This is a genomic window from Bradyrhizobium brasilense, from assembly GCF_029714345.1.
GTDB classification, from domain to species: Bacteria; Pseudomonadota; Alphaproteobacteria; order Rhizobiales; family Xanthobacteraceae; genus Bradyrhizobium; species Bradyrhizobium australafricanum.
In genome coordinates, this window is the sequence record NZ_CP121669.1 from 2,548,746 (window position 1) to 2,566,090 (window position 17,345).

A 17,345-nucleotide genomic window follows, 5' to 3' on the forward strand; every position below is an offset into this window, starting at 1 on the left:
CGCGCCGGTGCGTTTTCGGCGTTTTTCGAAGGTTGGTTTCATGGACGATCTGTTGCGCGAGTTCCTGACGGAGAGCAGCGAGAGCCTGGATACGGTCGACAACCAGCTGGTGCAGTTCGAGCAGGATCCGAACAACGCGAAGATCCTGGATAACATCTTCCGGCTTGTGCACACCATCAAGGGCACCTGCGGCTTCCTCGGGCTGCCGCGGCTCGAGGCGCTGGCGCATGCCGGCGAGACCCTGATGGGCAAGTTCCGCGACGGCATGCCGGTGAAGGCGGAAGCCGTGACGCTGATCCTGTCCTCGATCGACCGCATCAAGGAGATCCTTGCAGGGCTCGAGGCGACCGAGGCCGAGCCTGAAGGCAACGACCGCGATCTGATCGATCAGCTGGAGGCGATGGTCGAGCACGGCATGGCCGCGATGGCTGCCGGTGAGGCCGCCGCTGAAGAAGACGTGCCGGTCGTCGAAGCCCCGCCGGTGCAGGCTAACATGACCGAGGGCACGCTGGTGGTGCAGACGCTGGAGCGTCCGCTGCGTCCGGGCGAGGTCTCGCTCGACGAGCTCGAGCGCGCCTTCCGCGAGACCGAGACCGAAGTCGCCGCACCGGCGCCGGCCGTGAAGCTTGCACCTGCTGCCGCCGCCGCCGAGCCGGCTGAGGCTGCGAAGAAGCCGGCCCGCAAGGCCGCCGGTGAGGATGTCCAGGAAGGCGACAAGATCGCCAACCAGTCGATCCGGGTCAATGTCGACACCCTCGAACACCTCATGACCATGGTCTCCGAGCTGGTGCTGACCCGCAACCAGCTGCTGGAGATCTCCCGCCGCAACGAGGACACCGAGTTCAAGGTGCCGCTGCAGCGGCTCTCCAACGTCACCGCCGAGCTGCAGGAAGGCGTCATGAAGACGCGCATGCAGCCGATCGGCAATGCCTGGCAGAAGCTGCCGCGCATCGTCCGCGATCTCTCCGGCGAACTCGGCAAGCAGATCGAGCTGGAGATGCACGGCGCCGACACCGAGCTCGACCGCCAGGTGCTCGACCTGATCAAGGATCCCTTGACGCACATGGTGCGCAACTCCGCCGACCACGGGCTCGAGACCACCGCCGAGCGCGTCGCCGCCGGCAAGCCGGAGCAGGGCACCATTCGTCTTTCCGCCTATCACGAGGGCGGCCACATCATCATCTGCATCGCCGACAATGGCCGCGGGCTCAACACCGAGCGGATCAAGGCCAAGGCGCTCCAGAACGGTCTCGTCACCGAGGCCGAGCTGGAGAAGATGACCGAGGCCCAGATCCACAAGTTCATCTTCGCGCCGGGCTTCTCGACCGCCGCGCAAGTGACCTCGGTGTCCGGCCGCGGCGTCGGCATGGACGTGGTGCGCACCAATATCGACCAGATCGGCGGCACCATCGACATCAAGAGCGTGGCCGGCGAGGGCGCCTCGGTCACCATCAAGATCCCGCTGACCTTGGCGATCGTCTCCGCTTTGATCGTGGAAGCCGGCGGCGACCGTTTTGCGATTCCCCAATTGTCTGTGGTCGAGCTGGTGCGGGCCCGCGCCAACTCCGAGCACCGCATCGAGCGCATCAAGGACACCGCGGTCTTGCGGCTGCGCAACAAGCTGCTGCCGCTGATCCATCTCAAGAAGCTCTTGAAGATCGACGACGGCGCGACCACAACCGACGCCGAAAACGGCTTCATCGTGGTCACGCAAGTCGGCAGCCAGACCTTCGGCATCGTGGTCGACGGCGTGTTCCACACCGAGGAGATCGTGGTCAAGCCGATGTCGACCAAGTTGCGGCACATCGACATGTTCTCCGGCAACACCATCCTAGGCGATGGCGCCGTGATCATGATCATCGACCCCAACGGCATCGCAAAAGCCCTCGGCGCGTCCGGCTCCTCGGCCCATGACCTCGCCGACGACAATGCGAGCGCCCATGCGGCAAGCGGCGAGCAGCTGACCTCGCTGCTGGTGTTCCGCGCCGGCTCCTCGCAGCCCAAGGCGGTGCCGCTCGGCCTCGTCACCCGCCTGGAGGAGATCGCAACCGACAAGATCGAGCTCTCGAACGGCCGCTACATGGTGCAGTACCGCGAGCAGCTGATGCCGCTGGTGCAGATGGCCGGCGTCGAGGTGCAGTCGCAGGGCTCGCAGCCGATCCTGGTGTTCGCCGACGACGGCCGCTCGATGGGGCTCGTGGTCGACGAGATCATCGACATCGTCGAGGAGCGGCTCAACATCGAGGTCGCGGGTTCGCAGGACGGTATTCTGGGCTCGGCCGTGATCAAGGGCCAGGCCACCGAGGTGATCGACGTCGGTCACTTCCTGCCGATGGCGTTCGCTGACTGGTTCTCGCGCAAGGAGATGCGCTCGTCGGCCTCGGCGCAGTCGGTGCTGCTGGTCGATGACTCAGCGTTCTTCCGCAACATGCTGGCGCCGGTGCTCAAAGCCGCCGGCTACAAGGTCAGGACCGCGGGCGGCGCGCAGGAAGGGCTCGCGGCGCTGCGTTCGGGACAGAGCTTCGACGTCGTGCTGACCGACATCGAGATGCCCGAGATGAACGGCTTTGAGTTCGCCGAGAACATCCGAAGCGACCACAATCTGAACCAGCTGCCGATCATCGCGCTGTCGGCGATGGTGTCGCCGGCGGCGATCGAGCGCGGCCGGCAGGCCGGCTTCCACGACTATGTCGCCAAGTTTGATCGTCCCGGGCTGATCGCGGCGCTGAAAGAGCAGACCGCCGAACTGCGCCGGGCGGCCTGACACGGGATAAGGACAAGGATTGATGACCAGCAAGACCGAGACAAGCGAAGGCGCGATGGCCGAATACGTCACCGCCGTGATCGGCGGGCAGCTGTTCGGCCTGCCGATCTCGCGGGTGCAGGACGTGTTCATGCCGGAGCGGCTGACGCGGGTGCCGCTGGCCTCCAGCGAGATCGCCGGCGTGCTCAATCTGCGCGGCCGCATCGTCACCGTGGTCGACATGCGCGCCCGGCTCGGGCTGCCGAAGGCCGACGATGGCCAGCTGCCGATGGCGGTCGGCGTCGACCAGCGCGGCGAATCCTATGGCCTGTTGATCGACCAGATCGGCGAGGTGCTGCGGCTCTCCGAAAACAGCCGCGAGGACAACCCCGTCAACCTCGATCCCCGCATGGCCAAGCTCGCCGGCGGCGTCCATCGCCTCGACGGCCAGCTCATGGTCGTCCTCGATGTCGATCGCGTGCTCGAACTGGTGCCCGACGCCAAAGCGGCGTGAACAGGGCCGCCCGAACTGAAGAACTGAAACATCCCACCGGGGATGAGGAAGTAGAGGTCGCAGATGAGAACCTGTCTTGTTGTCGATGACTCAAGCGTCATTCGCAAAGTCGCCCGCCGCATCCTGGAAGGGCTCGACTTCCAGATCGTCGAGGCCGAGGACGGCGCCAAGGCGCTCGAGGCCTGCAAGCGCGCGATGCCGGAAGCCGTGCTGCTCGACTGGAACATGCCGGTCATGGACGGCTACGAGTTTCTCGGCAATCTCCGCCGCATGCCCGGCGGCGATCAGCCCAAGGTCGTGTTCTGCACCACCGAGAATGACGTCGCGCATATCGCACGCGCGCTGCATGCCGGTGCCAACGAGTACATCATGAAGCCGTTCGACCGGGACATCGTCACCGCGAAGTTCCAGGAAGTCGGACTCATTTGATTCTTCGTTCGATCCGGCGGCAGAAGCCTTCGGCTCAACGGTTGTTGTGCGTCGTGTTGCGTCGCTGGTGAAGCCATGAGTGTTGCGTTGACAAGTACTGCGGTCCCGACATCGACCCGTTCCGACAAGGTGCGGGTGATGGTGGTCGACGATTCCGTGGTGATCCGCGGGATGATCTCGCGCTGGATCGGCGCCGAGCCCGACATGGAGGTCGTCGCCTCGCTGCGCACCGGCCTCGACGCCGTCAACCAGCTCGAACGCATCAACCCCGATGTCGCGGTGCTCGATATCGAGATGCCCGACCTCGACGGCATCTCGGCGCTGCCACAGCTGCTGGCGAAGAAGCGCGATCTCGTCGTCATCATGGCCTCCACGCTGACCCGCCGCAACGCGGAGATCAGCCTGAAGGCTCTCTCGCTCGGTGCGTCCGACTATATTCCGAAGCCGGAAAGCACGCGCGAGGCCACCGCCGCGGAAACCTTCCGCCACGACCTGATCCAGAAGATCCGTCATCTCGGCGCCAGGGCGCGGCGCAGCCCGGTGCACACGACGGCAAGCCCGCCGCTTGCGCCCGGTCATGACAGATCGCGTCCGCTGACTCCCGCTGCCGCGCACACGGCGCCGGCCCAGGCCACGCGCCGTTCGTTCGGCCTGCTGCCGCCCAAGGTGCTGCTGATCGGCTCGTCGACCGGCGGACCGCAGGCGCTGATGACGCTGGTCGCCGAGATCGGCCCGGTGATCGATCGCTTCCCGGTGCTGATCACCCAGCACATGCCGCCGACTTTCACGACCATTCTCGCCGAGCATCTGGCGCGCACCAGCAAGCGGCCGGCGCATGAGGGGATCGACGGCGAGAGCATCAAGCCGGGCCAGATCTATCTGGCACCGGGCGGGCGCCACATGCGCGTCGTCCGCCACGGCGTCGATGCCACGATCGCGCTCGACGACGGGCCGCCGGTCAATTTCTGCAAGCCCGCGGTGGATCCGATGTTCACCTCCGCGATCGACGTCTGGCAGGGCAGCATCATGTCGGTGATCTTGACCGGCATGGGCTCCGACGGCATGCGCGGCGGCAAGGACATCGTCGCCGCCGGCGGCAGCGTGATCGCGCAGGACGAAACAACCAGCGTGGTGTGGGGCATGCCCGGTGCCGCCGTCAATGCCGGCATCTGCGCCGCGGTGCTGCCGCTCAATCAGATCGCACCGAAGCTTGTTCGGGTATTTGCGGGAGACCGTTCGTGACGCCGCTGGACTACGACTATCTGCGTAAGCTGCTGAAGGAGCGTTCCGGCCTCGATCTCTCCGCCGACAAGCAGTATCTGGTCGAGAGCCGCCTGTTGCCCTTGGCGCGCCGGTCGAACCTCGCCGGGATTCCCGAGCTGGTGCAGCGGATGAAGGGCGGCGCGGAGCTGCTGACATCCGAGGTGGTCGAAGCGATGACCACCAACGAGACCTTCTTCTTTCGCGACAAGATCCCGTTCGACCATCTGAAGGAAGCGGTGCTGCCCGCGCTCGCGCAGGCGCGCGCGGCGCGCCGTAGCTTGCGCATCTGGTGCGCGGCGTCATCGACCGGGCAGGAGCCGTACTCGATCGCGATGCTGCTGAAGGAGATGACCGCGCTGTTTGCCGGCTGGCGGATCGAGATCATCGCCACCGACCTGTCGCAGGCGGTGCTCGAAAAGGCCAAGGCCGGCCTGTTCAGCCAGTTCGAGGTGCAGCGCGGCCTGCCGATCCAGCTGCTGGTCAAGTATTTCGTGCAGAAGGGCGAGCTCTGGCAGCTCAACGCCGATATCCGCGGCATGGTGCAGCACCGCCAGCTCAATCTGTTGCAGGACCTGTCGCATCTCGGCACCTTCGACGTGATCTTCTGCCGCAATGTGCTGATCTATTTCGATCAGCAGACCAAGGCCGGTATCTTCGGCAAGGTGTCCCGGATGCTCGAGCCCGACGGCGTGCTGGCGCTTGGCGCGGCGGAATCCGTGGTCGGCATCACCAACCTGTTCAGGCCGTATCCCGACCGGCGCGGGCTCTATCAGCCGAACACTGCGCCAGTCGCGCGCGCCGGCGCCGCGCTGCATGTGCTGAAAGCGGTTGCGTCCGCCGCGCGGTGAGGTCAACTCGTTCGAGCTCAAAGCCTGGCTAGGTCTCTTCCCGTCATCCTGAGGTGCGAGCCTTGCGGCGCAATTGCGCCGCTGGGCGAGCCTCGAAGGATGCACGGCCACCAGCCGGGCCGTCGATCCTTCGAGACGCCGCTTCGCGGCTCCTCAGGATGACGGAGAATAAGCTGTCTTCGTTTCAACGTTCATGAACTACAGAATCGCGTGCGGCAGGAAGCGCGAGGTGTTGCCGGTGATCGGATTCTCGTCTTCCCGAATCGAGAGTCCGCAGGGCGTGCCGTCAACCAGCCAGCTGCCGAGCACCGGATACTGCCCGGAAAAATTCGGCAGCGGCGCCAGCGCCTGGCGGATGAAACCTTCGGCGCCGTAGGGGCCTTGCTCGGCGACCAGCGTGACGCCGGCGCTGACCAGCTCGACATTGGCGCCCTCGCGCGAATAGATCGGCTTGCGCACGAACGACGTGCCGAGCTGGGCGGCCTGCGGGTCGTCCTCGAAATAGGCCGGCAGCAGATTGGGGTGGTTCGGGAACATCTCCCAGAGCAGCGGCAGGATGCCCTTGTTGGAGAGGATCGCCTTCCATGGCGGCTCGATCCACTGCGTCGGCGCGGTCGCGAGGTTCTTGCCGAACGCGTCGTGGAACATCCATTCCCACGGATAGAGCTTGAACGCGAGCGCGATCGGGCGTTCGTCGAGGTCGACGAACTGGCCGTCGTCGCGCAGTCCGACCTCTTCGATGTCGAGCAGCGTGGTCTTCAGCCCGGCCTGCGCCGCGGTGTCCTCGAGATAGGCGAGCGTGCCGGCGTCCTCGGGATTTCCGGTCAGTCCGGTGAGATGCAGCGGGTGGGTCGCGCCGATCCTTTTCCAGGCCTCGATCAGCCGGTCGTGGATCGAGTTGAACTGGTCGGCGCGCTTCGGGATGATGTTGCGTTGGATCGCCTGTTCGAGCCAGGTCCATTGAAATACCGCGGCCTCGAAGATCGAGGTCGGCGTGTCGGCATTGTATTCGAGCAGCTTGGCCGGGCCGCGGCCGTCGAAGGTGAGATCGAGCCGGCCGTACAGGCTCGGATTCCTGCGGCGCCAGCTTGCCGCGATCAGATCCCAGAACGCCTCCGGTATCTTCAGCCGGCGCAGATAGCGCTCATCCCTGACCGCGCGTCCGGCCAGCTCGAGACACATCGCGTCGATTTCGCCGGTCGGCGCCTCGATCGCGCGCTCGATCTCGTCCAGCGTGAAGGCGTAATAGGCGCGCTCGTCCCAGTACCGTTCGCCGTCGATGGTGTGGAAGGTGAAGCCGGCATTCTCGGCAGTCGTCCGCCAATCGTCGCGTTCGGGACATGCGATGCGTTGCATGAGGGGAAACCGCGCTCGCTCGTCAGCCTGGTGTCAGCTTCCGCCGTGCGACGGATCGTCGTCGCCGTAGCGGGCGATGGTGCGCGGCGCGCCGCCGAAGCCCCCGGAGGGTGACCGTTCCGCCGATTTTCCCTTCGTTCCGTGTCCTGCATGCTGGTCGCTGCGGGCATGGCTTGGCGTCAGGCCGATCGACGCTGCGCCGATCGCGATACTTCCCATCAATTTCAGCCATACGCGGCGCGAGCGTTTCATGGACGCAATTCCTGCCTTGCCGTCTGCGGAGCCATGGCGAGTTTCCATCAGCTGCGTTCGCCGGGCAAGCGAAAGCGCGATGACACGGCGATGACACCGCAACATGCATCAGCCGCCGCTAAAGCCGAACGCATGCGCGAATGAACCGAAGCCGCCGCGGCTCACCGACGAGCTTGACGATGAGCTCGAGGAAGAGGAGGCGCCGCTCGACGAGGAGTTGCTGTTATAGAAGCTGCTGCGCGACGAGCCGCTGTTGCCGCCCGATCCGGACGATGAGCTGCGCGACGTGCAGTCAGCGCCGGGTTGTGGCGGGACCGGCGTGGCGACGCCCGGTGCGGTGACGCCCGGCGGCGTCGGCGGCACCGGCTGGCAATTCGGCCGCGGCATCAGCGCGTAGGCGCTGCCGCCGACCGCGAGCGTTCCCATCAAGAGCAGCGCGACGTGGTTGGAGCGCTTGGATGGCGCATCCGGCCGCGGCGGCGTCGGCACCGCCGGCACGACCGGTCGCCGTTTGCCGAAGTCCGGGTTCGGTTTGCGCGCCATGATTTGGCTCAACGGCTCAGTAGATCATGCAGGCCGCGTTCAGCGCGCCTGCGGCCAGCGAGGACAGCCCGAGCCAGATCGCCGGCGCCATTTCGCCGGAAGCGATCCGCCCCGACAGGTTCGGCACCGGGATCTTCACGATGTAATAGACGATGATCTGCACGATCAGCGCGATGATGCTCCAGATCAGGCAGTCCACCACATTGGCGGAATGGGCGATCGCGCTGACCACCGGCAGCACGAAGCCGAGCAGGCTTAAGCCCAGCGCAATCGCTGCCGCCGGATCGTTGTCGCGGATCAGCTGGAATTCGTCATGCGGGGTGACGCGTGTGTAGACGAAGAGGTAGGCGACCACGGCGATCAGCGCCGTGCAGAAATAGACCAGGAACGCCGGCAGGCCGGCGAGGGATTGCAGGATCATGTCGGGGCGGTCCGGGAGTTCGTCGGGATTCGCGCGAGGCAGGATTGCACGTTCCCTTGGTCGGCGCATGCGGACAGCCGGTTCAATCCCAAACAAAAACCCCGCCATTTGCGGCGGGGTTCAGGTCGAATGGAGCGAACCTTGCGGTTCTCTGTGGGCCCAGAAGGTCAGGCGGGAATGCGCTCGTCGGCCTCGTGCGGCTCGCGCAGCACGTAGCCGCGGCCCCACACGGTCTCGATGAAGTTGCGGCCTTCGGAGGCGTTGGCGAGCTTCTTGCGGAGCTTGCAGATGAAGACGTCGATGATCTTCAGCTCCGGCTCGTCCATGCCGCCGTAGAGATGGTTGAGGAACATTTCCTTGGTGAGCGTGGTGCCCTTGCGGAGCGAGAGCAGCTCCAGCATCTGGTATTCCTTGCCGGTCAGATGCACGCGCTGGCCGCCGACCTCGACCGTCTTGGTGTCGAGATTGACCACGAGATCGCCGGTCTGGATGACCGACTGGGCGTGACCCTTGGAACGGCGCACGATCGCGTGGATGCGGGCGACCAGCTCGTCCTTGTGGAAGGGCTTGGTCATGTAGTCGTCGGCGCCGACGCCGAGACCCTTGACCTTGTCCTCGATGCCGGCGAGGCCGGAGAGGATCAGAATGGGAGTTTTGATCTTCGACACCCGGAGCTGCTTGAGCACGTCGTAGCCGGACATGTCGGGCAGGTTGAGGTCGAGAAGGATGATGTCGTAGTCGTAAAGCTTGCCGAGATCGACGCCCTCTTCGCCGAGGTCCGTCGTGTAGACGTTGAAACTCTCGGACTTGAGCATCAATTCGATCGACTGCGCGACGGCGCTGTCATCTTCAATCAGCAAAACGCGCATGCCAGTCCCCTATAGTCGCCGCTCCGGGCGTCAGGTCGGCCGCACTTGCGGCACTCACAAAACGCCTTTGAACAACTGATTCGGATCCTGACGAGATATGGTTAACAAAAACTGATTCCTCCGCGCAAGCTCTAACCGTGCAATTTTTGTCGAATCGCCCTAAGATATTGCGTAGAAGAAGCTTTTCCTAACCGCGTCCGTTCAGTTTCCACATTAAGAGACGGGCCTAACCGACTCTCGCGACTCGCCCTTCTTCTGATGGGCAAGCGACCTCAGTCACCAAAGACAGTGACGCAATGATTAATGATGCGGGTAAACACGAAGTTAAGCGGCCGGAGCAAAAAAGCGGAAACTTAAGGTTTTCGCAATGAAGGCGCTCGCGGAGCAGATCGGCGACATCGACGGCGTCAATATTTATGGCCGCGTGGTCGGCGTCCGCGGGCTGATGGTCGAGATCGCGGGCCCCATTCACGCGATGTCGGTCGGCGCCCGCATCGTGATCGACGTCGGCGCGGGCCGCTTCATCCCCGCCGAGGTGATCGGCTTCTCCGGCGAGAACGCGGTGGTGATGCCGTTCGGCGGACTAGATGGCGTGAGGCGCGGTTGCCGCGCGGTGATCGCCAATGCGGCGAGCCAGGTGCGGCCGTCGCCGGCATGGCTCGGCCGCGTCGTCAACGCGATGGGCGAGCCGATCGACGGCAAGGGCCCGCTGGTGCAGGGCGCCTCGCCGATGTCCTACCGCAACTCGCCGCCGCCGGCGCATTCGCGCAAGCGGGTCGGCCCGCCGCTCGATCTCGGCGTGCGCGGTCTCAATACGTTCCTGACCTGCTGCCGCGGCCAGCGGCTCGGCATCTTCGCCGGCTCCGGCGTCGGCAAGTCGGTGCTGCTGTCGATGCTGGCGCGCAATGTCGATGCCGCGATCTCGGTGATCGGGCTGATCGGCGAACGCGGCCGCGAGGTGCAGGAATTCCTCCAGGAGGATCTCGGCGAGGAGGGGTTGGCGCGCTCGGTCGTGGTGGTCGCCACCTCGGACGAGCCGGCCCTGATGCGGCGCCAGGCGGCGTATCTGACGCTCGCCATCGCGGAGTATTTCCGCGACGAGGACCAGGACGTGCTGTGCCTGATGGACTCGGTGACGCGCTTTGCGATGGCGCAGCGCGAGATCGGCCTCTCGGCGGGAGAGCCGCCGACCGCCAAGGGCTACACGCCGACCGTGTTCACCGAATTGCCGAAGCTGCTCGAGCGGGCAGGGCCGGGCACTGGCGACGGCACCATCACCGCGATTTTCACCGTGCTGGTCGACGGCGACGATCACAATGAGCCGATCGCGGATGCGGTGCGCGGCATTCTCGACGGCCATATCGTGATGCAGCGGGCGATCGCCGAGCGCGGCCGCTATCCCGCGGTCAACATCCTCAAGTCGGTGTCGCGCACCATGCCGCGGTCGGCCGACCCCAACTTCCTGCCCTACATCAACAAGGCGCGGCAGGTGATGGCGACCTATGCTGACATGGAGGAATTGATCCGCCTCGGGGCCTACCGGCCGGGTTCCAGCGCGGAGGTCGACGAGGCGATCCGGCTGCATGAGCCGCTCGAGGCCTACCTGCGCCAGGCCAAGGACGAATCCACCAGCCTTCCCGACGGCTACCGGCAACTGGCTCAAATCCTGTCGGGTTTGGAAACGGAACGCTAACTTTGTCAGGCCATCATCGCCGGCACACCATGGCTATGCCGGCGGGGCCCAGCGGGGAGCCGGCTCTGTCCCGCGTTCAGATTTGGGACTTCTGGGGAGTATGAGTCGATGAAGTCACGTGAAACGCTGATTCGCCTGAAGAAATTTCAGGTCGACGAGAAGCGCCGTCGGGTTACCCAGATCGAAGGCATGATCGCCGACTTCCAGCGCATGTCGGTCGAGCTCGAGCGCGAGATCCAGACCGAGCAGGAGCGCGCCGGGATCAACGACCCCACGCACTTCGCCTATCCGACCTATGCCAAGGCCGCGATCCAGCGCCGCGAGAACCTGACCCGTTCGGCCGACGAACTGCGCGCCCAACTCGACGACGCCAAGGCGCTGCTGTCGGAGGCATTCGAGGAATTGAAGAAGGTCGAGCTGCTCGACGAGCGCGACCAGGCGCGCGAACGCGCGGAGGAGAGCGCTCGCGAACAAGCCGACATGGATTCGATCGGCCTGATGCGGGCCCGTCTCGGCGTCATCGCCTGAACCCTCGCTCCCTCCGCTGACCAGATTGAGAGCCCGGGCCGATCGCCCGGGCTTTTTGCTGGGCGCTGTCCACAAGCCGCCGGCTTGCCGGCCACTTGTTAGCCCCTTGTTAGCCCCTTGGCGGATCGTGGTGTCCCAAAATGTGCTACCACCGGTCCGGACGGATGATCGGCAGCACGGTGGCAATGAGGCGATGGGGGATCGGGGCTTGGAGGGCGCAAGATGCTGACGCCGGCTGAGCTGGTCTGGCTGATCGCCGCCGTCGCCAAGGGGGATGAGGCCGCCTTCGAGCGGCTGTACGCCGCGACCCGCGCGAAACTCTTCGGCGTCGTGCTCCGTATCTTGCGGCGACAGGACCTCGCCGAGGAGGTCATTCAGGAGGCTTACGTCAAGATCTGGAACAGCGCCGGGCAGTTCAACCCAGCCCTGTCGTCCCCGATCACGTGGATGACGTCGATCGCGCGCAACCGCGCCATCGACGTGGTGCGCAAGCGCGGCGAGGCCTCGCTGGAGGAAGAGCCGGCGGCGATGGAGGTCGCAGCCGACCAGCCCGATCCGCTGGCGCGACGGGAGATGACGGAAGAGTTGAAGCGATTGCTGGAGTGCGTCGGCCGTCTGGAGCCGGATCGTCAGAAGCTCGTGCTGCTCGCCTATTACAACGGCTGGAGCCGCGAGCAACTCGCCGCAAAGTTCGAGACGCCGGTAAACACGGTGAAGACCTGGCTGCGCCGCAGCCTGATGGATATCCGGGAGTGTCTTGGACTTTGATTGATGGCCTATAGCGAAGACCATATCGCGCTCGCCGCGGAATATGCGCTCGGTACGCTCGATGCCGAGGAGCGCGCGCAGGTCGAGACCATGATGGCCGTCGACAGCGAGTTCGCAGCGCTGGTGCAGGCTTGGCAGTTCAGGCTCGGGTCGCTGAATCAGATGGTCGGCCTGGTCGAGCCGCGTCCGGTGGTCTGGGACAATATCAAGGCGGCGATCGGCCACACGAGCGCGCCGCAGGCGCCGCTGGTGCTGCCGGAGACGCCGGCCACGACGGTGACGCCGCCGCCTTCGCCAATCACGGACGATCCCGAATTCGGCTCGGCGTTCGATCCGGAGCCTGCGCAGTCGCCCGAGCCCCGGAGGCTGCCCGAGGCCCGACCGCCGCGCGTCATCTTCGACGAACGCAACGTGACTGCGCTGACGGGCCGCGTCAAACGCTGGCGCGGCATCGCGTCGGCCGCGACCGCGATCGCGGCCGCGCTGCTGGTGACGCTCGGCCTGCAGATCTACAAGCCCGACGCTCTGCCGAATGCGATCCGGCCGAAGCCGCGCATCCAGACCGTCGAAGTGAAGACGCCGGCGCCGGCGTTGACGCCGTCGGCGCAATATGTCGCGCTGCTGCAGGGGCCGAATGGCGGGCCGGCCTTCATCATGACCATCGACGGCGCCACCAAGAATTTTACCGTCCGCAAGGTTGGCGCCCCGTCGGAGCCCGGCAAGAGTTTCGAGCTCTGGCTGATCTCCGACAAGCTGCCGCAGCCGCGCTCGCTCGGCGTGATCGGCGCCGATGATTTCACCGCGCGGCCGGTGCTGTCGGGCTACGATCCCGACGTGATCAACGGCGCCACCTACGCGGTGACGGTGGAGCAGGCCGGCGGTTCGCCGAACGGACAGCCGACCTCGGCGCCGATCTTCACCGGCAAGCTGATCGAGACCGTGCCGGGCGCGTCGGCTTCGCCGCCGCGATAGCCAGCCGCCCATCGTCAGAGGTTGCCGACGGTGGCCGCCCGTCATTGCGAGCGCAGCGAAGCAATCCATCCTTCCGAGCGAGCCGTGACAGCGGATTGCTTCGCTTCGCTCGCAATGACGAGGATAGAGCTGCCCGTTTCGCAGCAGGTCAGTTCGATCCGCCATCCGCGCAAAAAGAAAACGCCCGTGGGGAGCGGGCGTTTTCGATAGTCAACTTGGGGGTAGTTGGGGGTCTTAAATATCCACGCAGCGACTTTGGGGGGCTGTAAAGAACACTACGTGAATTCGTGAAACTCTCCTGTTAGCGGACCAGCGAGTTGCTGGTGCTGGTGATCGCGACGGGCTTGCCGGCCTTCATGACCCGCGCCGTCTGCGTGTATCCCTCATCCGACGAGTTATGTGCCGCGATGCCGAAGCCCGCGACCAGGATACCGGCGAACAACGCCACAACCACAATCTTCAGATGCGTCATACGATCGGCGCTGTAGATCGAGTGGTTCATGGAAGTCTCCTGCCGCCTTCCTGCTCTCAGTAAATCTGTCGGTTCGGTCTGTTGTCCGGTTCAACGTCTCGTGCCCCGCTAACGTAGGATTTGCCGATTCCGTTCCCTAGAGGCCATCACAAGGCCGTGATGAGACGTGATCGGGCGCGATCAGAAATGACCCTTTGGTAATCCGAGACGCATTAAAGCTATTTAATATCAGTGTCTTGGGATTATGCTGGGATGCTGCATCCCAGATAGGGCCGTTCCGGCCTATTCTGCATAAATCAGTTGCCTGTGGCGAGAAAGCACAGACGAAAACGCAAGTGATTTGCGGCCCCTAGCTCGTTTTCGCGCGAAGTGGACGCCCGGCTCGCGTGCAGAAAACGCTTCCGAACAAGTGACTCTAAACGCTGCCGACCGTCTTCAGCCGGGCCCTGGGATGGATCTCGGCTTGCGACAGGACGGTGGTCTGCGAGCGGAACCGTTCCACCAGTGAGCGAACGAACGGCCGGATCGCGGCCGACGTCACCAGGACCGGCGCCTCGCCCTCGCGCGCCGCCTGCTCGAAGGCGTTGCGCACGGCGGTCATGAACTCCGACAGTTTCGAGGGCTGCATCGCCAGGCTGCGGTCGTCGCCGGTGCCTACGATCGATTCCGCAAACGCCTGCTCCCAGCGCGCCGACAACGCGATCAGCGGCAAATAGCCGTTCGGCGAGGTGTTTTGCGCACAGATCTGGCGCGCCAGCCGGGCGCGGACGTGCTCGACCATGGTGGCCGGGTTGCGCGAGAACGCCAGCGCTTCGGCGATGCCTTCGAGGATGGTCGAGAGATCGCGGATCGAGATGCGCTCGGCGAGCAGCAATTGCAGCACGCGCTGGATGCCCGACACCGTGACCTGGCCCGGCACGATGTCCTTGATCAGCTCGCCTTGCTCCTTCGGCAGGTCCTTCAAGAGCTTCTGCACCTCGCCGTAGGACAACAGGTCCGCCATGTTGGTCTTGAGCAGCTCGGTCAGATGGGTCGACAGCACGGTCGCGGCGTCGACCACGGTGTAGCCCTTCAGCGCGGCCTCTTCCTTCAGGCCGGCGTCGACCCAGGTCGCCGGCAGGCCGAAGGTCGGCTCGATGGTGTGGATGCCGGGCAGTTGCACCTGGTTGCCGGCGGGGTCCATGACCATGAACTGGCTCGGCCAGATCTTGCCGGTGCCGGCGTCGACTTCCTTGATCTTGATGACGTAGCTGTTGGCTTCGAGCTGGACGTTGTCGAGGATGCGCACCGCCGGCATCACGAAACCCATCTCGATGGCCAGCGAGCGGCGCAGCGCCTTGATCTGCTCGGTCAGGCGGTCGGTGCCGTCGGGGCCGTTGACCAGCGGCAGCAGCGCGTAGCCGAGCTCGATCTTGAGGTCGTCGATCTTCAGCGCGGCGGCGATCGGCTCCTCCGCGGCCGCAGCGGCGGCGGCCGCGGCTGCAGCCGGGGCGGCGGCTGCTGCCGTTTCGGCCGCCTTCGCAGCCCGCTTCTGCTTGCGAGCGTTCCAGGCCAGCACCGCGGCGCCGGAGCCCAGCGCCAGGAACGGCAGCGTCGGAATGCCCGGCAGCAGCGCCAGCACCAGCATCACGCCGGCCGACATGCCGAGCGCCTGCGGATAGCCGGAGAGCTGGCGCATCAGCGCCTTGTCGGCGGCGCCGGTGATGCCGGCCTTGGAGACCAGGAGGCCGGCGGCGGTCGAGACGATCAGCGCGGGCACCTGGGTGACGAGGCCGTCGCCGACCGTCAGCACGGTGTAGGTGCGGGCGGCTTCGCTGAAGGAGAGGCCCTGCTGGGCGACGCCGATGATGATGCCGCCGACGATGTTGATGCCGACGATCAGGAGGCCGGCGATGGCGTCGCCGCGGACGAATTTCGAGGCACCGTCCATGGCGCCGAAGAAGCCGCTCTCGTCTTCCAGCGCCTTGCGGCGCTCCTTGGCGGCCTTCTCGTCGATCAGGCCGGCGGAGAGGTCGGCGTCGATCGCCATCTGCTTGCCGGGCATCGAGTCCAGCTGGAAGCGTGCGGCGACTTCGGCGATGCGGCCCGAACCCTTGGTGATGACCACGAAGTTCACGATCACCAGGATCGCGAACACGATGATGCCGATCACGAAGTTGCCGCCCATCACGAAGTTGCCGAACGCCTCGATGACGTGGCCGGCGGCCGCCGTGCCCTCATGGCCGTGGCTCAGGATCAGCCGGGTCGAGGCCATGTTCAGCGACAGCCGCAGCATGGTCGAGATCAGCAGGATGGTCGGAAACGACGAGAATTCCAGCGGCGCCTGGATGAACAGCGAGGTCATCAGGATCAGGATCGAGACCGTGATCGAGACCGCCAGGAAAAGGTCGAGCACGATCGAGGGCAGCGGCAGGATCAGCACCACCAGGATGGTGAGGACGCCGATCGCCAGCGCGATATCGCCGCGCTTCAGGATGTCGCCGATCTCGCCGAGGCTCGGCAATCCGCTCTTGCCTGCCGTGCCCTGACCCGCCGTGATGTCGACCATGGTAGCCGCTCTCCCCCGCGACTGGCGGCTGCGGCCGCCAAGCGTCTGCGCGACGGCCGCAGGGCCGCCGTTCCGAAAGTGAGGCACCGCGCTGGCGTTCACGGGGATCTCCGCCCGTTAGACGCGTTCGACGACACTCGACTTCACTCGGCAATTCTTGCCGGGTGTATGGTTAGCAAAGGGTTAATAAGTGCTTTCGCGCGACCGCACGGGTCGTCGCAGGCGCCGGGCAGGGGGATTCGCGGCCGGGAGCAGGGGTGAGAGGGCCTCGTGGTCGAGATGCGCCGCCCTCACCATGAGGGTCCAGACCAGGATTTTGCCCCGCAACAACGCGTCATCCTGAGGGGCCCGCCAAAGGCCGGCGTCTCGAAGGATGGCACGGATGAGGCCGCCGGCCTTGCGGCCTCTATCTGAGCGCACCGAGCACGACGCCCGATGCGGCGATGATGCCGAGCGTGATGACGCTGGCGCGCCACAAGAACTGCTGCCGGGCGGCGCGCCGGTCATGAAAGGCCAGCCAGTCGTGGACAAAGCCCGCGGGGATGTCGAACACCACCGCCGACTTGTTGCGACGGTGCGTTTCATGCTCGCAGTACATCGTCCGGACCGTCGGCACGCCCAGCCGCTCGAGCTCGCAGTGCCACTCCCAGGCATGCTTGCCGTTGGTCCAGCGATTTTCGAAGGGGATCACGTGTGATTCCATGACGAGCCTCCTGGCCCACCCTTGAACCTCACGCGACAAGTCTAGCCGATTTCAAGGGCTGGCGCGAGATTGACGCCGCACCGGGGCTCGTGGCCGTGCGGCGCGATGGCGGTAACTCGTCCGGGCGCCATGGAGCGTCCCCGGCGGCCCTGCGCCGGGTCCGCCCGGCGGTGCAGGGGCCCGCTTTAGGCGGGCTCAGTCCAACTGCGCCAATGCGTCGGTTGAACATGGACGTGGTCATTTGAACCAACGACCCAGTCGGCGCCGTCCTTGTGGCAGGGGAACACGAGCGCATGGACCATTCCATCATAGTCCAGGACACAGACTTCGAGATCCCGGTCTGCTGGCGCAGTTGAAACGGGTAGCCATTCTGCGGGCAAGGTATGCATGATGTACCCTCCGATGAAATGCATGCGGTTCTCT

Annotated in this window: 17 protein-coding genes; 9 read left to right on the forward strand and 8 right to left on the reverse strand. The window is 65.3% G+C overall.

Translation table 11 applies throughout. The annotated features are described in order from the left end of the window. The first annotated feature begins 40 nt into the window (after positions 1-40). From QA635_RS11760 to QA635_RS11780, 5 genes are all read left to right on the forward strand, one after another. A complete protein-coding gene (locus tag QA635_RS11760; protein ID WP_283069082.1) occupies positions 41-2,764 on the forward strand; it encodes a hybrid sensor histidine kinase/response regulator in 2,724 nt (907 codons plus the stop codon). 22 nt (positions 2,765-2,786) lie between these two features. Then, a complete protein-coding gene (locus QA635_RS11765; protein ID WP_283069084.1) occupies positions 2,787-3,257 on the forward strand; it encodes a chemotaxis protein CheW in 471 nt (156 codons plus the stop codon). A gap of 63 nt (positions 3,258-3,320) precedes the next feature. Continuing rightward, the gene (locus QA635_RS11770; protein ID WP_018273268.1) at positions 3,321-3,686 is read left to right on the forward strand and encodes a response regulator; all 366 of its coding nucleotides are present in this window, start codon (positions 3,321-3,323) and stop codon (positions 3,684-3,686) included. A gap of 75 nt (positions 3,687-3,761) precedes the next feature. Next, on the forward strand, positions 3,762-4,928 hold the full coding sequence (locus QA635_RS11775) for a protein-glutamate methylesterase/protein-glutamine glutaminase (protein WP_283069088.1): 1,167 nt from the start codon (positions 3,762-3,764) through the stop codon (positions 4,926-4,928). After that, positions 4,925-5,797 carry a CheR family methyltransferase gene (locus QA635_RS11780; protein WP_283069090.1) on the forward strand — a complete coding sequence of 291 codons (873 nt, stop codon included), beginning with the start codon at positions 4,925-4,927 and terminating at the stop codon, positions 5,795-5,797. Before QA635_RS11775 ends, QA635_RS11780 begins: the two co-directional genes overlap by 4 nt. A 198-nt stretch (positions 5,798-5,995) precedes the next feature. Here the strand turns inward: QA635_RS11780 and QA635_RS11785 are convergent, their stop codons facing one another. From QA635_RS11785 to ctrA, 5 genes are all read right to left on the reverse strand, one after another. Then, the gene (locus QA635_RS11785; RefSeq protein ID WP_283069092.1) at positions 5,996-7,153 is read right to left on the reverse strand and encodes a glutathionylspermidine synthase family protein; all 1,158 of its coding nucleotides are present in this window, start codon (positions 7,151-7,153) and stop codon (positions 5,996-5,998) included. A gap of 33 nt (positions 7,154-7,186) precedes the next feature. After that, positions 7,187-7,405, reverse strand: coding sequence for a hypothetical protein (locus tag QA635_RS11790; RefSeq protein WP_225645220.1), 219 nt, complete (start codon positions 7,403-7,405; stop codon positions 7,187-7,189). A gap of 108 nt (positions 7,406-7,513) precedes the next feature. Then, positions 7,514-7,948 (reverse strand): hypothetical protein, encoded by a 435-nt coding sequence (locus tag QA635_RS11795; RefSeq protein WP_283069095.1) that lies wholly within the window; start codon positions 7,946-7,948, stop codon positions 7,514-7,516. Positions 7,949-7,964: 16 nt separating this feature from the next. Beyond that, positions 7,965-8,369 carry a DUF350 domain-containing protein gene (locus QA635_RS11800; RefSeq protein WP_057015189.1) on the reverse strand — a complete coding sequence of 135 codons (405 nt, stop codon included), beginning with the start codon at positions 8,367-8,369 and terminating at the stop codon, positions 7,965-7,967. Between the two features lie 167 nt (positions 8,370-8,536). Then, positions 8,537-9,238, reverse strand: coding sequence for a response regulator transcription factor CtrA (gene ctrA, locus QA635_RS11805; RefSeq protein WP_016848562.1), 702 nt, complete (start codon positions 9,236-9,238; stop codon positions 8,537-8,539). A 367-nt stretch (positions 9,239-9,605) separates the two neighbouring features. On the opposite strand from ctrA, the gene fliI reads away from it, so the two are divergent. The 4 genes from fliI to QA635_RS11825 all read left to right on the forward strand — a co-directional run bounded on the left by fliI (position 9,606) and on the right by QA635_RS11825 (position 13,199). Continuing rightward, complete coding sequence (fliI, locus tag QA635_RS11810) at positions 9,606-10,931, forward strand: flagellar protein export ATPase FliI (protein WP_028335735.1); 1,326 nt, start codon at positions 9,606-9,608, stop codon at positions 10,929-10,931. Between the two features lie 108 nt (positions 10,932-11,039). Then, complete coding sequence (gene fliJ / locus QA635_RS11815) at positions 11,040-11,459, forward strand: flagellar export protein FliJ (protein ID WP_016848565.1); 420 nt, start codon at positions 11,040-11,042, stop codon at positions 11,457-11,459. A 222-nt stretch (positions 11,460-11,681) separates the two neighbouring features. Beyond that, positions 11,682-12,227 (forward strand): sigma-70 family RNA polymerase sigma factor, encoded by a 546-nt coding sequence (locus tag QA635_RS11820; protein WP_028335734.1) that lies wholly within the window; start codon positions 11,682-11,684, stop codon positions 12,225-12,227. Positions 12,228-12,230: 3 nt separating this feature from the next. Beyond that, positions 12,231-13,199, forward strand: a complete 969-nt coding sequence (locus QA635_RS11825; RefSeq protein ID WP_283069101.1) for an anti-sigma factor — start codon at positions 12,231-12,233, stop codon at positions 13,197-13,199. A 301-nt stretch (positions 13,200-13,500) separates the two neighbouring features. Here the strand turns inward: QA635_RS11825 and QA635_RS11830 are convergent, their stop codons facing one another. The 3 genes from QA635_RS11830 to QA635_RS11840 all read right to left on the reverse strand — a co-directional run bounded on the left by QA635_RS11830 (position 13,501) and on the right by QA635_RS11840 (position 16,922). Next, positions 13,501-13,701, reverse strand: a complete 201-nt coding sequence (locus QA635_RS11830) for a hypothetical protein (protein WP_092090232.1) — start codon at positions 13,699-13,701, stop codon at positions 13,501-13,503. Positions 13,702-14,086: 385 nt separating this feature from the next. Beyond that, positions 14,087-16,219, reverse strand: a complete 2,133-nt coding sequence (flhA, locus tag QA635_RS11835; protein ID WP_283069106.1) for a flagellar biosynthesis protein FlhA — start codon at positions 16,217-16,219, stop codon at positions 14,087-14,089. 406 nt (positions 16,220-16,625) lie between these two features. Further along, positions 16,626-16,922, reverse strand: coding sequence for a hypothetical protein (locus QA635_RS11840; protein ID WP_028341258.1), 297 nt, complete (start codon positions 16,920-16,922; stop codon positions 16,626-16,628). Between the last annotated feature and the right edge of the window lie 423 nt (positions 16,923-17,345).